At 72.8% G+C, this 12,811-nt stretch carries 9 protein-coding genes; 5 read left to right on the plus strand and 4 right to left on the minus strand.

Annotated elements, in window-relative coordinates; genetic code table 11:
• Window position 1 precedes the first annotated feature (1 nt).
• The 3 genes from nirB to K4G22_RS08010 all read left to right on the plus strand — a co-directional run bounded on the left by nirB (window position 2) and on the right by K4G22_RS08010 (window position 4,049).
• Window positions 2-2,641 (plus strand): nitrite reductase large subunit NirB, encoded by a 2,640-nt coding sequence (nirB, locus tag K4G22_RS08000; RefSeq protein WP_228079190.1) that lies wholly within the window; start codon window positions 2-4, stop codon window positions 2,639-2,641.
• On the plus strand, window positions 2,638-3,039 hold the full coding sequence (locus K4G22_RS08005; RefSeq protein WP_228079191.1) for a nitrite reductase small subunit NirD: 402 nt from the start codon (window positions 2,638-2,640) through the stop codon (window positions 3,037-3,039). The genes nirB and K4G22_RS08005 overlap by 4 nt, the downstream gene beginning before the upstream one ends.
• A 110-nt stretch (window positions 3,040-3,149) precedes the next feature.
• Window positions 3,150-4,049 carry a universal stress protein gene (locus K4G22_RS08010; protein WP_228079192.1) on the plus strand — a complete coding sequence of 300 codons (900 nt, stop codon included), beginning with the start codon at window positions 3,150-3,152 and terminating at the stop codon, window positions 4,047-4,049.
• Window positions 4,050-4,086: 37 nt separating this feature from the next.
• Here K4G22_RS08010 and K4G22_RS08015 read toward each other — a convergent pair whose 3' ends face one another.
• The 3 genes from K4G22_RS08015 to K4G22_RS08025 form a co-directional block, all read right to left on the minus strand.
• On the minus strand, window positions 4,087-6,585 hold the full coding sequence (locus K4G22_RS08015; RefSeq protein WP_228079193.1) for a glycoside hydrolase family 65 protein: 2,499 nt from the start codon (window positions 6,583-6,585) through the stop codon (window positions 4,087-4,089).
• Between the two features lie 7 nt (window positions 6,586-6,592).
• Window positions 6,593-7,321: an HAD family hydrolase gene (locus tag K4G22_RS08020; protein ID WP_228079194.1), complete on the minus strand. Its 729-nt coding sequence runs from the start codon at window positions 7,319-7,321 to the stop codon at window positions 6,593-6,595.
• Between the two features lie 1,580 nt (window positions 7,322-8,901).
• Window positions 8,902-9,555 carry a helix-turn-helix domain-containing protein gene (locus tag K4G22_RS08025; protein WP_228079195.1) on the minus strand — a complete coding sequence of 218 codons (654 nt, stop codon included), beginning with the start codon at window positions 9,553-9,555 and terminating at the stop codon, window positions 8,902-8,904.
• 229 nt (window positions 9,556-9,784) lie between these two features.
• Here K4G22_RS08025 and K4G22_RS08030 point away from each other — a divergent pair, with 229 nt between their 5' ends.
• A complete protein-coding gene (locus K4G22_RS08030; protein ID WP_228079196.1) occupies window positions 9,785-10,723 on the plus strand; it encodes an arabinan endo-1,5-alpha-L-arabinosidase in 939 nt (312 codons plus the stop codon).
• 72 nt (window positions 10,724-10,795) lie between these two features.
• On the opposite strand, the gene K4G22_RS08035 is transcribed toward K4G22_RS08030, so the two are convergent.
• Window positions 10,796-11,410 carry a DedA family protein gene (locus K4G22_RS08035; RefSeq protein WP_228083995.1) on the minus strand — a complete coding sequence of 205 codons (615 nt, stop codon included), beginning with the start codon at window positions 11,408-11,410 and terminating at the stop codon, window positions 10,796-10,798.
• Window positions 11,411-11,976: 566 nt separating this feature from the next.
• Here K4G22_RS08035 and K4G22_RS08040 point away from each other — a divergent pair.
• Window positions 11,977-12,792 carry an SAM-dependent methyltransferase gene (locus K4G22_RS08040; RefSeq protein WP_228079197.1) on the plus strand — a complete coding sequence of 272 codons (816 nt, stop codon included), beginning with the start codon at window positions 11,977-11,979 and terminating at the stop codon, window positions 12,790-12,792.
• Window positions 12,793-12,811: the final 19 nt, after the last annotated feature.

Below are 12,811 nucleotides of genomic sequence, written 5' to 3' on the forward strand. Positions count from 1 at the left end.
CATGTCCCACACGTCCGCGAGCACGTCCGCGCGCACGTCCGCGAGTCGTTCGCAGCCGGGCGAGACCATCGTGGTGATCGGCCACGGCATGGTCGGCCAGCGTTTCCTTGAGGAGTTGGTCGACCGTGGGGTGACCGGGCGCGCCCGGGTGGTGGTGCTCGCCGAGGAGGTGCGGCCGGCCTACGACCGGGTGCGTCTCACCTCCTGGTTCACCGGGACCAGCGCCGAGGAACTCTCCCTGACGCCCGAGGGCTTCATGGCGCGGCACGGCATCGAGCTGTGCCTGGGCGATCCGGCGGTGGCCGTGGACCGGGCGGCCCGCACGGTGGCCACGCGCTCCGGGCGGGTGGTCGGGTACGACACGCTGGTGCTGGCCACCGGCTCCTACCCGTTCGTGCCGCCGGTGCCGGGATCGGACGCCGCCGGCTGCTTCGTCTACCGCACCATCGAGGATCTGGAGGCGATCAGGGCCGGCGCCCGGTCGGCGCGCGGCGGTGTGGTGGTGGGCGGCGGGCTGCTCGGCCTCGAAGCGGCCGGCGCGCTGCGCGGCCTGGGCCTCGACACCCATGTGGTGGAGTTCAACGCCCGGTTGATGGCGCTCCAGGTGGACGAGGGCGGCGGCAGCGCGCTGCGCCGCACCGTTGAGGGAATGGGCCTCACCGTGCACACCGGCGTGGGCGCACAGGAGATCGTCACCGACGCCTCGGGCGCCGTCGAGGGGATGGCGCTCTCGGACGGTTCCACGGTGGCCACGGATCTGGTGGTCTTCTCCGCCGGGGTCCGCCCGCGCGATCAGCTGGCCAGGGAGGCCGGGTTGACGGTCGGCCAGCGCGGCGGCATCGCCGTCGACGACCGCTGCCGCACCTCCGACCCCCGGGTGTTCGCCATCGGTGAGTGCGCGCTGGCCAGCGACGGTACGGTCTACGGCCTGGTGGCGCCCGGCTACGAGATGGCCGCTGCCGCCGCCGACGCCGTGGCGGGGCGGGACGGCGCGACGTTCACCGGCGCCGACACCTCGACCAAGCTCAAGCTGCTGGGCGTGGACGTGGCCAGCTTCGGCGACGCGCACGGCCGCACCGACGGCTGTCTCGACGTGGTCTACGCGGACTCCCGCGCCGGCGTCTACAAGAAGCTGGTGGTGGGCCGGGACGGGACGCTGCTGGGCGGGGTGCTGGTCGGCGACGCGGACTCCTACGGCCTGCTGCGCCCGTTGACGGGGAGCGTGCCGCCGGCGGCGCCCGAACAGCTGGTGCTCCCCGCAGGGCTTGCCCCGGCCGCCGCGCTCGGCCCGGCCTCGCTGCCGGACTCGGCGGTGGTCTGCAACTGCCACAACGTCACCAAGGGCGCCATCGGATCGGCCGTCACCGACCACGGCTGCGGCTCGGTCGCCGCCGTGAAGTCCTGCACCAAGGCCGGTACCGGCTGCGGGAGTTGCGTCAAGGTGCTGGGTCAGCTCGTGGACGCGGAGCTGGCGGCGAACGGGGTCAGCGTCGACCGCGGCCTCTGCGGCTGCTTCGCGCACACCAGGCAGGAGCTGTTCGAGATCGTGGCCAGCCTGCGGATCACCTCCTACCAGGCGCTGTTGGACGGGCACGGGCGCGAGGAGGCGCGCGGCGGCGAGGGCTGCGAGGTCTGCAAGCCGACGGTCGGCTCGATCCTGGCGTCGCTGGCGCCCAGCATCGGCGCCGACGACCATGTGCTCGCCGGCGAACAGGCCGCGCTCCAGGACACAAACGACCACTTCCTCGCCAATCTCCAACGCAACGGGTCCTATTCGATCGTGCCCCGGGTGCCGGGTGGTGAGATCTCCCCGGAGAAGCTGATCGTGATCGGCGAGGTGGCGCGGGACTTCCACCTCTACACCAAGATCACCGGTGGCCAGCGGATCGACATGTTCGGCGCCAGCGTCGACCAACTGCCGGCGATCTGGGCGCGGTTGGTCGAGGCCGGCTTCGAGTCCGGGCACGCCTACGGCAAGGCGCTGCGCACGGTGAAGAGCTGTGTGGGCTCCACCTGGTGCCGGTACGGGGTGCAGGACAGCGTGCGGATGGCGATCGACCTGGAGCTGCGCTACCGGGGGCTGCGCGCCCCGCACAAGCTGAAGTCCGCCGTCTCGGGCTGCGCCAGGGAGTGCGCCGAGGCGATGGGCAAGGACTTCGGGGTGATCGCCACGGCCGGCGGCTGGAACCTCTATGTCGGCGGCAACGGCGGCGCGACCCCGCGCCACGCCGACCTGCTGGCGCAGGACCTCACGGACACCGGACTCGTCCGGCTGATCGACCGCTTCCTGATGTTCTACATCCGCACCGCCGACCGGCTGGAGCGGACCTCGGTGTGGCTGGAGCGCATCGGCGGCGGTCTCGACCATGTGCGGGACGTGGTGGTGGACGACGCACTGGGCATCTGCGACGAGTTGGAGGCCCAGATGGCCACCCATGTGGCCAGCTACCGCGACGAGTGGGCTCAGACGTTGAGCGATCCGGAGAAGCTGGCACGCTTTGTCTCCTTTGTGAACGCGCCGGGCACGCCCGATCCCTCGGTGCGCTTTGTCGAGGAGCGCGAGCAGCACAAGCCCGATCTGACCGTTCTGGCCGGGCCCACGCTCCCGGTCCGCACCCTGGAAGGAAGCACCTCCCGATGACCGTCACCGCCCTGCCGCCCCGCCCCGCCGCCACAGCCACCCCGGACTCCCCCGTGGAGACCGCCGTCCAGATCGCCGTGGACGGCGCCTGGGTGCCGGTCTGCGAACTGGCCGCCCTGACCCCGGGCCGGGGCGTCGCCGTGCTGCTCCCGGACGGCCGGCAGGCCGCCGTCTTCCTCGACCGGCGCGGCGCGGTCCACGCCGTCGGCAACCGCGACCCGTTCACCGGCGCCTTCGTGCTCTCCCGTGGGCTGCTGGGCTCGACGGGCAACGACGGCCGTCCCTTCGTCGCCTCCCCGCTGCTCAAGCAGCGGTTCGACCTGACCGACGGCAGCTGCCTCGACGCCCCCGACGATCCCGCCAGGGCGCTGCCGACCTTCCCCGTCCGGCTTCGGTAGCCGCGCGCGCGATCCCCGATGCCCCGTGCGCCCCGCCCGGCTCGCCCCTGTCGACAAACCGCGTCACAGTGGGTGCGAAGGTCACTACTGCCGGAACAGAGGGATGGCCCATGACTCGCCCTGTCGTCGTCGGCGTGGACGGCTCCCCGCAGAGCCGCGCCGCCGCTGAGTGGGGGGCCCGCGAGGCGGCTCGTCGCGGACTGCCCCTGCACCTGGTGCACGCCTGGATCAACGAGCCGCTGTACGCGCCGCCGGTGCCGGACGAACCGGCCTCCCGTCAGCTGTTGGAGGACCACGAGGGCGAGGTCGCCGACCGGCACCCGGGACTCACCATCACCACCGCGCTGCTGCCCGAGATGGCCACCGCCGGGCTGGTCGAACAGGCCGCGGGCGCCGAGCTGCTGGTGCTCGGCACCCGGGGCCACGGACCGGTGATGGGCTTCCTGCTCGGCTCGGTCGGCCTGCCCGTGATCACCCACAGCTCCCGCCCCGTGGTGCTGGTGCGGACGAGCGGCACCGACCAGGAGCCGGCCGACCAGGTGCCGGGGAACGGCGGCGAGGGGGACGAGATCGTGGTCGGCCTCAAGGATCTGGGCCAACCGGCGGCCACCCTCCTGGAGTTCGCGTTCACCAGCGCGTCGGCGCGCGGCGCGGCGGTGCGCGCCGTGCGGGCCTGGGGCGCGCCCTCGCTGTTCGGCGCCAACCCGCCGGAGAACCTGGAGGGCGATGAGCGCGACCGCCACCTCGATCTGGAGACCCGCCACGCCGAGGAGCTGGTCACCGTGCTGGCGCCCTGGCGGCAGCGCTATCCGGGCGTCCCCGTGATCGAGCACCTGCGCTACGGCAACGCCGCCGAGGTGCTGCTGGACGCGACGGCAGGACAGGCCGCCCTGGTGGTGACGGGGCGCCGCGTCCGGCGTCCGCTGCTGGCCATGCGCGCGGGACCCGTCACCCACGCCGCGGTGCACCACGCCCGCCCGCCGGTGGCCGTGGTCCCCCACGAGGACTGAAAGCGCCTGAAAGCGCCTGAACGCGCCAGGCCCCGCGTCACCTCTCGGGCAGGGCCAGCAGGGTGTCCTCGCCGGGGGCGATCTCCACCGTCCGGTCGGCCAGCACCACCCGCACCGAGCCCTCCTCCCAGGGCGGCACCCCGATCCACAGCTGGCCCGGCTTCATCCGCAGCCGCAGGCCCACCCCGAGATGCCGCAACGAGAAGCCGAACTCCTGGAGTTGGGGCAGCGGCGACGGATCGAGCCAGAGCGCCCCCTCGCGGGAGCGGAGCCCCGTGAGCCCGCGCTGCACCAGATCCAGCGTGCCGGCCATCGCGCCCAGATGGATGCCCTCGGCCGTGGTGCCGCCCTGCACATCGGCGACATCGCTGGCCAGTGCCTCCTTCACATGGTCCCAGGCGTCCGCGTGCCGTGCCTGGGCCAGCACCCAGGCGTGCACCACCCCGCTGAGCGTCGAACCATGGCTGGTGCGCCGCAGGTAGTAATCAACGGTGCACCGCCACTGCTCCTCCGTCAGCTCGTACCCCATCCTGGCGAACTGCTCGGTGAGTTCGCCAGGCGGCAGCAGATAGCCGAGCATCAGCACATCGGCCTGCTTGGACGCCTGGTAGCGGTTGACGGAGTCCCCCTCGGACTCCAGCAGCCGATCCAGCCGGCGGATGTCGCCATAGCGGCGCCGGTAGCACTCCCAGTCCAGCTCCTCCAGCTCGCCATAGCCGTCGAACTGGCTGATCACCCCCTCGTGGAACGGGACCCGCAGCCGTCGGGAGACCTCCTCCCAGCGCTCCGGCTCGCCGTCCACCATGCCGATCGCGTCGGCCAACTCCCGGCGGCGCGAGGCCGGCAGGGTACGCGTCAGCTCGGCGGCCCTGGCCAACGTCCAGGAGGCCATCACATTGGTGTACGCGTTGTCGTCGAGGCCGGCGCGCTCCGCGTCCGGATAGCCCTCGTGGTACTCGTCGGGGCCCACCACGCCCCGGATGCGGTAACGCCCCTCGGACTGGTCGAACTCGGCCAGCGCCGCCCAGAAACGGGCGATCTGGGTGAGCATCTCGGCGCCCTTGGTGTGGGTGAACTCCGTGTCCCCCGTGGCCTGTCCATAGCGCCACACGTTGTAGGCGACGGCGGAGCCCACATGGTGCTGCAACCGCGAGTTGTCCGGCAGCCAACGGCCCGAACGCGGGTTGAGATGCACCTCGGGCGTCTCCTCACGACCGTCGCTGCCCGACTGCCACGGGTACATCGCGCCCTCCCGGCCGGCCGCGACGGCCGCCCGCAGGGCGGCGGGCAGCCGCCGGTGGCGGTAGCCCATCAGGGCGCGGGACAACTCGGGGAAGTGCAGGTTGAGATAGGGCAGCACGAACAGCTCGTCCCAGAAGACATGCCCCCGGTACGCCTCCCCGTGCAGCCCACGCGCCGGCACCCCCACATCCAGATCCGCGCTGTGCGGGGACAGCGTCTGCAACACATGGAACATGTGCACCCGCAGCACATGGCCCGGCTCCCCGGGCACCTCAAGATCGGCGCGCCGCCACAGCCGCGCCCAGGCGGCGGCGTGCCCGGTCAGCAGCCCATCGAAGTCAGGGGCGGTGCGCACCGCGTCGAGAGCGGCCGGCAGCGGGCCCGAGATGGCCCGGTCCCTCGACGTGTACAGCGCCACCACCTTCTCCACCGCGACCGGTTCCTCCGGCGTCAACGGCAGGGTCACCCGCTGTCCGACCTGGTAGTCGGCGAGCCGGGTGTGCACGGACTCGGGCGGCTGCTCCGGCCAGGTGCGGGTCCTGGCGGCCAGCACGATCCGCACGTCCGACGTGCCGGTGCGGCAGCGCAGCCACACCACGTCGGGGTCCTCGCCGCCGGTGCCCATCCGGGTCAGATGGTGGCTGGCCAGATCCCGGTAACGGGCCACCCCCGTGTTGCCGACCAGGCCGTCGATCATCGACTCGACCTCGATGCCGCCCGACCAGTCCTCCGCGCTGAACTCCGTGCGCAGCGCGGCCAGATGGGGATCGGCCATGCTCACAAGACGGGACTGGGTGATGCCCAGATGACGGCCGTGCGGATCGCGGTAGCGCACCCAGCGGGTGAGCACCCCGCGTTTGAGGTCCAACACCTGCCGGTAGCGCAGCAGCCCCTCGGGATGCTGGTCGGGGTTGAACCACTCGCCGGCCGGCCCCTCGTCGGGGTGGATGCGGAACCGCAGCGGCAGCCAGTTCGGCAGGTTGACGATCTCCTCGTGCGGCAGCCGCCGGCCGGCGAGCGACGACGTCAGCCGGTTGTAGAGACCGGCGGCATAGGTGCCCGGGTAGTGCGCCGGGCTGGCACTGGCCTCGGGGGCCGCGCCCCGGGTGGCGAAGTAGCCGTTGCTCAACGTGCACAGCGCCTCGCGCAGCCGCTCCTCACGTGGGTCGTACCCCTCGTACTCCCATTCCCAGCCGTCGAGTTGACGGGTCCGCTCCGCCCACTCGTCCCAGGTGTCCACCGGATCGCCCGCGCTCGACCGCGCCTTGGGGGCCGCCCGCTTCCGCCACCTCATCGGGGCGTCACCTCCGCACGAGTTCGCCGAGATCCCCCACGACCATGTCCGCGCCGTGCTCGGACAGGTCTTCCGCACCCTCGTCCGTCGCCGACCGGTTCACGCCGACCACCAGTCCGAACCCGCCCCGGTGCCCGGCCTCGACCCCGGCCAGCGCGTCCTCGACGACGGCGGCCCCCGCCGGCTCGCAGCCCAACCGGCGCACGCCCTCAAGGAAGAGCGCCGGATCGGGCTTGCCCGGCAGATCGAGCCTGGCCATGTCGTTGCCGTCCACCACCGTCCCCAGCAGGGACCGCACCCCGGCCCTGGCCAGCAGGTCCCTGGCATGCCGCGACGAGGAGACGGCCGCGCACGGCACCCCCGCCTCGTGCAGCTTGTTCAACAGCCGGACGGTTCCGGCGAACACCTCCACGCCGCGCTCGTGGAGGCGGCGCATGAACGCCTCCTCCTTGCGGGCCGCGACCTGGCAGACGGTCTCGACGCCGGCGCTGTCCTCCACGTCACCGACCGGGAGGTCGATCCCCCGCGCGGCCAGGAACGCGGCGGCGCCGTCGAGGCGGGACTTGCCGTCCACGTGGCGCCGGTAGTCCTCCCCCGCGTCGAAGGGCGGATCGACGCCGGGCACCTCGTCGAACGCCTCCTTCCACGCGGAGGCGTGCACCGAGGCCGAGTCGGTGATCACCCCGTCGGTGTCGAAGACCACCGCGTCGCACGCCCAGAGATCCGGCACGCTCACCGACCACCACCGCCTCCCATGACGGCCACGGAACCGAACCCCGAGGCCCTCCCTCCATGGGACCCCGCCCACCACAACCCCGCAAACGGTGCCGGAACCCGGCTGCCCCGAGCCGCCCCCCACCCCCGGCGGAGCGCCTCCGGAACGGCCCAAGACCCTCGCGGCGCAACACCCCACGGCTTGGCCCACCCCCTGCGGGGGCGTGCCGGGGCGTGTTGAGCCCCCTGCGGGGTCGGGCCGAGCGAGCCGCAGAGCGGACAGCGGACGCCGGAGCCCCTGCGGGGCGGCGCCCGACGGGCGGGGGCGGGGGCCAGGAGGCCCGGACCTGCGGCAGCAACGTGACGTGCCCCCTGCGGTGGCGGGCCGGGGCGTGTTGTGCCCCCTGCGGGGGCGGGCCGAGCGAGCCGCAGAGCGAACGGCGGGCGTCGGGCCGGGGCCCCTCCGGGGCGGCGCCCTGCGGGCGGTGTCGCGGCTACGAAGCCCGGACCCGCGGAGCTACGTGGTGTGCCCCTGCGGGGCGGCGCCGGCCCTGCGGCAGGGGGGACGGGCGTGGTGTACCCCCCTGCGGGGGCGGACCAGCGGACGCCGAGCCGGGGCCTGCGGGGCGAAGCCCTGCGAGCCGTCCACCGACACCGCCCCTGCGGCGGGGTCGGACGGCGTGATGTGCCCCCTGCGGAGGCAGGCCCGGCCGCAGAGCGGACAGCGGGCGTCGGGCCGGGGCCTGCGGGGCGGCGCCCGACGGGCGATATCGCGGCTACGAAGCCCGGACCTGCGGAGCAACGTGGTGTACCCCCCTGCGGGGGCAGGCGAGCAGCAGACGCCGAGCCGGGTCCTGCGGGGCGGCGCCGGCCCTGCGGCAGGGGCGGACGGGCGTGGTGTACCCCCACTGCGGGGGCGGACCAGCAGACGCCGGGCCGGGTCCTGCGGGGCGGAGCCCTGCGGGCCGTCCACCGACACCGGCCCTGTGGCGGGGTCGGACGGCGTGATGTGCCCCCTGCGGAGGCGGGCCGAGCCGCAGGGCGGACGGCGGGCATCGGGCCGGGGCCCCTCCGAGGCGGCGCCCGACGAGCGATATCGCGGCTACGAAGCCCGGACCTGCGGAGCAACGTGACGTGCCCCCTGCGGGGCGGCGTCGGCCCTGCGGCAGGGGCGGGCGGGCGTGGTGTGCCCCCTGCGGGGGCGGCGGGCCGGGGGCCTGCGGGGTGGCACCGGACGGGGTATGTCGGAGCCACGACCAGGCTGGGCGGCCCCCAAGACCCTGGAAGCACGGCCGGGGCAGGCCGCAGGGCGGGCACCGGGCGCCGGAGCCCTTGCTGGGCAACACCGGGCTGCGAAGCGCGGACCTGCGAAGTGGCACCGGGCGCCGGACCTGGTGGCCGTTCACGAGCATGGGGCCCGCACCCATCGGGGGCAGACCCAGCCGCAGGGCGGGCACCGGGCGCCGGACCTGGTGGCCGTTCACGAGCGTGGGCCCCGCACCCGGGCGGGTCTTCGGGGCCGCTCAAGCCTGGTCGGGGCTCCGACATCGCCCCGTAGGGGGCCGGGCCGGCAGGCAGGAGGGGGCAGCGGTCCGGTGCCGTTCAGGTCAGCGTCACCCGACGCCCCGTGACGCGGTCGGGGGTGAGGCGGACCCAGACGTCGCGGTGGCCGTCCGCCCAGGGCTCCTCGGGGGCCGGGTGGCGTTCGGTGAGCGCCGCCAGCTCCGCCGGTTCGGTGACTCGCCGGGCGCGGCCCACCACCAGCACGCTCCAGCCGAGCCGCTGCGCCTCGTCCAGGTGGTCGACCTCGAAGGCCAGGTCGTCGGCCTCGGGGAGGAAGGAGGGCGACGCCTTTGGCGCCGTGCGGTAGACCACGGTGTGGTCGTCCAGCGTGTAGGTGACGGGGACGATCGCCGGCCCGCCCGGGGTGGCCACGGCCACCCGTCCGACGCTGTGCCCGGCCAGCAGCTCCCAGCAGGTGGCCTCGTCCAGCACCCGCAGCCCCTCCTTGTGGCTCAGCTCGGGCGGCGCGCCGCCGGCCGGCCGGGGGGCGCCGCTCAGCTCGGCGACCGTGGTGTCGAGGGCGCGCGCCACGCGGGTCAGCGAGGCGTGGGAGGGCGACGCGGGCCGCTCCTCCAGATAGCGGAGGTACTCGGGGGCGACACCGGCGCGCTCGGCGACGGTGGCCCGGTCGAGGCCCAGCTGTTCCCTCCGCAGCGCGACCCTGCGGCCCACGTCGGTGCGATGGTTCTCCACCCTTCCAGCCTCTCCGCTGGACCCGCGCCGCGCTCGTTGATCTCCCCCGGCACCCCCGGAGACTGTGACGCGGATCACAGTCCACCCATCGCACGTATGGCAACTGTTTCGCACAGAGAAACCACCTCTTTCCGTCAACATCTCTCTAGGCGAGGAGAGTTCCGTGCGTTTCCGCTTGTCGAGCCGTGCCGCGCCACGGCGGTCCCGGCGTCCCCTGTGGCGTGCCGGGATGGCCACCCTGCTGGCCGTCGCGCTCAGCTGGCTGCTCTGGCAGCCGACCGCCGCCGCCTATCCCGCGCCGGGCCTGGTCACCGGCGCTGTCGGCATTCACGATCCGTCGATGATCAGAACCGATCAGGGCTATGTGGTCTATGGATCCAACGACCTGCTGGAGGCGCGGATCTCCACCGACCGGACCGCGTTCACCGACGCGGGGTCGGCGTTCACCGCGCCCGAGTCCTGGTGGGCCGAGATCTCCCCCGACCAGAACCCGTGGGCGCCGGATGTCTCGTTCCACAACGGTCGGTACTACCTCTACTACGCGATCTCCAACTTCGGTCAGAACACGTCCGCCATCGGCCTGGCCACCAGCGCGACCGGCCTGCCGGGGAGTTGGGACGACCAGGGCGAGGTGCACCGCACCACGTCCGGTTCTGACTACAACGCGATCGACCCGAGTCTGTTGGTGGACGACGACGGGCGTTGGTGGCTTGCCTTTGGCTCCTGGTGGACCGGTATCAAGCTGATCGAGATCGACCCGGCGACCGGAAAGCGCCACCCCGGGAACGCGCAGCTCTACGACCTGGCCTCGGCCGGCGGCGGCATCGAGGGCCCGGCGCTGATCAAGCGCGACGGGTACTACTACCTGTTCAACTCCTATGGCACCTGCTGCGCCGGCACCGACAGCACCTACCGCATCAGGGTCGGCCGGGCCACCGGCCCCACGGGCCCCTTCCTCGACCAGAACGGCGTGGACCTGCGGAACAACGGCGGCACCCCCGTCCTGGAGAGCCATGGCCGATGGATCGGACCCGGCGGCCAGAGCGTACTGAACGACGTGGACGGCGATCTGCTCGTCTACCACTACTACGACGGCGAGGACAACGGGGCGCCCAAGCTGGGCGTCAACCTGCTGGACTGGAGCAGCGGCTGGCCCGTCGCCTACTGAGGGCACGCCCAACCGCCTGGGGCGCCCCGGCCTCGAAGGGTCGGGGCGCCCCAGGCGCTGAACGGCCTCCCGTCAGCCGTTGTCGGAACCCTGCCCGGACGAGGCCCGTCGTTTGCCGCCACCGGGCCGGGTGGCCCGGAAGATCAGGAAGCCGATCAGCCCCAGCACCACGAGCACCAGGACGCCCTTGGAGTAGACGCTGACGAAGTCGGTGACCTCCTCCCAGTTCTCGCCGAGGTGGTAACCGGCCAGCACGAAGATCGTGTTCCAGATGGCGCTGCCCAACGTGGTCAGCAGCAGGAACGTGCGCTGCGGCATCCTCTCCACACCGGCGGGTACGGAGATCAGACTTCGGAAGATGGGGATCATCCGGCCGAAGAAGACCGCCTTGTTGCCGTGCTTGGCGAACCAGGCCTCGGTCTTCTCGATGTCCGAGATCTTCACCAGCGGCAGCTTCGCCGCGATGGCGATCAGCCGGTCGCGCCCCAGCAGCGCGCCCACCCAGTAGAGGGCCATCGCTCCCACCACGGAACCGATCGTGGTCCACAGCAGGGCCGCCCACAGCTCCATCTCGCCCCGGCTGGCGGTGAAGCCGGCCAGCGGCAGGATCACCTCGCTCGGCAGCGGCGGAAAGAGGTTCTCCAGGGCGATGGCCAGGCCAGCGCCCGGCGCTCCCATCGCCTCCATCAGGTCGGTGGCCCACCCGGCGATGCCGCCGGGGTCCTCGGCCGAAGCGAGTTGGTGAGGTGCGGAGGATACGATCACACCTGAGACGCTACAAGTCCCCGGCCACGCGGCGCCACGCGGTCCGCCCCCGGGCGCATACCGCGGGTTTCGGCGGTACGCGACAACTCCCCAATAGAACAAATGAGTACGTTTATCCAGTCCGGGCCCCTTGATATCGACATGAGTCGAAACGACGTGCCCACCCCCGAAGTCGTGGCCGAGGAAGCCTCCCGGACCTCGACGACCCGGCCCGGACTGTCCCGGGTGAACCTCACCGTCTGACCGAGCGCGTTGGCCCGGGCGGTCAACCGTCCCGCTCGCCTCGCCCACTCCCCGGATCGTCGATCGGCGGACGACCGGGAAATAGGTCCATATGCCTACCAAACACTCGCGTGGCAGGCCGAGTCGGCGATGGACTCCCACGGGGCGGCGTGCGAGCGTGACTGTTCGTGGCGCCGGTGAGCCCACGGGCTCCCTGGGGTCGACGGGACACCCCGTAGCGCGAACCACAGGACGGAGTGAGCGGCATGGCGGACAGGGACGACAACGAAAGCAGCCGGGAGGAGGTGATCTCGCGGATCGACCGTAGCGTTCCCCACTCGGCTCGGGTGTGGAACTACATGGTGGGCGGCGAGGACTGGTACGAGGTGGACAAGGAGCTGGTCGACCGGCTGATGCGGGACTATCCGCAGGCCGCGGGGCTGGCCCTCGCCTCCCGGGCGTTCCAGGTCAGGGCGGTGCGGCATCTGGTGCGGGAGGAGGGCGTCCTCCAGTTCCTCGACATCGGCTCGGGGCTGCCCACCGCGGACAACACCCATCAGGTGGCCCAGCGGTACGCCACCAACGCGCGCATCGTCTATGTGGACAACGACCCGCTGGTGCTGCTGCACTCCCGTGCGCTGCTGACGTCGACGCCCGACGGCTCGGCCGCCTATGTGGAGGCGGACGTGCGGGATCCGGAGAGCGTGCTGGCGGCGGCGGCCGAGACGCTCGACCTGGACCAACCGGTCGGGCTGATGCTGCTGTCCATGCTCGGCCATATCCGTCCCGGCCCGGCGGCCGAGCTGGTGCACGAGTACACCAGCCGGCTGGCGTCCGGGAGTTACCTGGTCACCTGCGACAGCATCGACGACCCGACCATGATGGAGCTCAACGAGCACTACGCCGCGAGCGGGGCCGTCCCCTACTATCCGCGCAGCGAGGCCGAGTTGGCGGCGACCGCCGAGGGCCTGGAGCTGGTGGACCCCGGGCTGCTGCCGATCCCGCTCTGGCGCCCCGACACGGCGGGGGACCCGCCCCACGACCAGATGCTCCAGTGGGGCCTGGTGGCGCGCAAGCCGTGACGCGTGGGCCGGCCGGGCC

It is taken from the genome of Streptomyces profundus (genome assembly GCF_020740535.1).
GTDB classification, from domain to species: Bacteria; Actinomycetota; Actinomycetes; order Streptomycetales; family Streptomycetaceae; genus Streptomyces; species Streptomyces profundus.

What these genes read in the sequence shown, in the direction of transcription:
- nirB (WP_228079190.1), top strand. Translation starts at nt 2, where the DNA reads ATGTCCCACACGTCCGCGAGCACGTCCGCGCGCACGTCCGCGAGTCGT.
- K4G22_RS08005 (WP_228079191.1), top strand. Translation starts at nt 2,638, where the DNA reads ATGACCGTCACCGCCCTGCCGCCCCGCCCCGCCGCCACAGCCACCCCG.
- K4G22_RS08010 (WP_228079192.1), top strand. Translation starts at nt 3,150, where the DNA reads ATGACTCGCCCTGTCGTCGTCGGCGTGGACGGCTCCCCGCAGAGCCGC.
- K4G22_RS08015 (WP_228079193.1), bottom strand. Translation starts at nt 6,585, where the DNA reads ATGAGGTGGCGGAAGCGGGCGGCCCCCAAGGCGCGGTCGAGCGCGGGC.
- K4G22_RS08030 (WP_228079196.1), top strand. Translation starts at nt 9,785, where the DNA reads ATGGCCACCCTGCTGGCCGTCGCGCTCAGCTGGCTGCTCTGGCAGCCG.
- K4G22_RS08035 (WP_228083995.1), bottom strand. Translation starts at nt 11,410, where the DNA reads ATGGAGGCGATGGGAGCGCCGGGCGCTGGCCTGGCCATCGCCCTGGAG.
- K4G22_RS08040 (WP_228079197.1), top strand. Translation starts at nt 11,977, where the DNA reads ATGGCGGACAGGGACGACAACGAAAGCAGCCGGGAGGAGGTGATCTCG.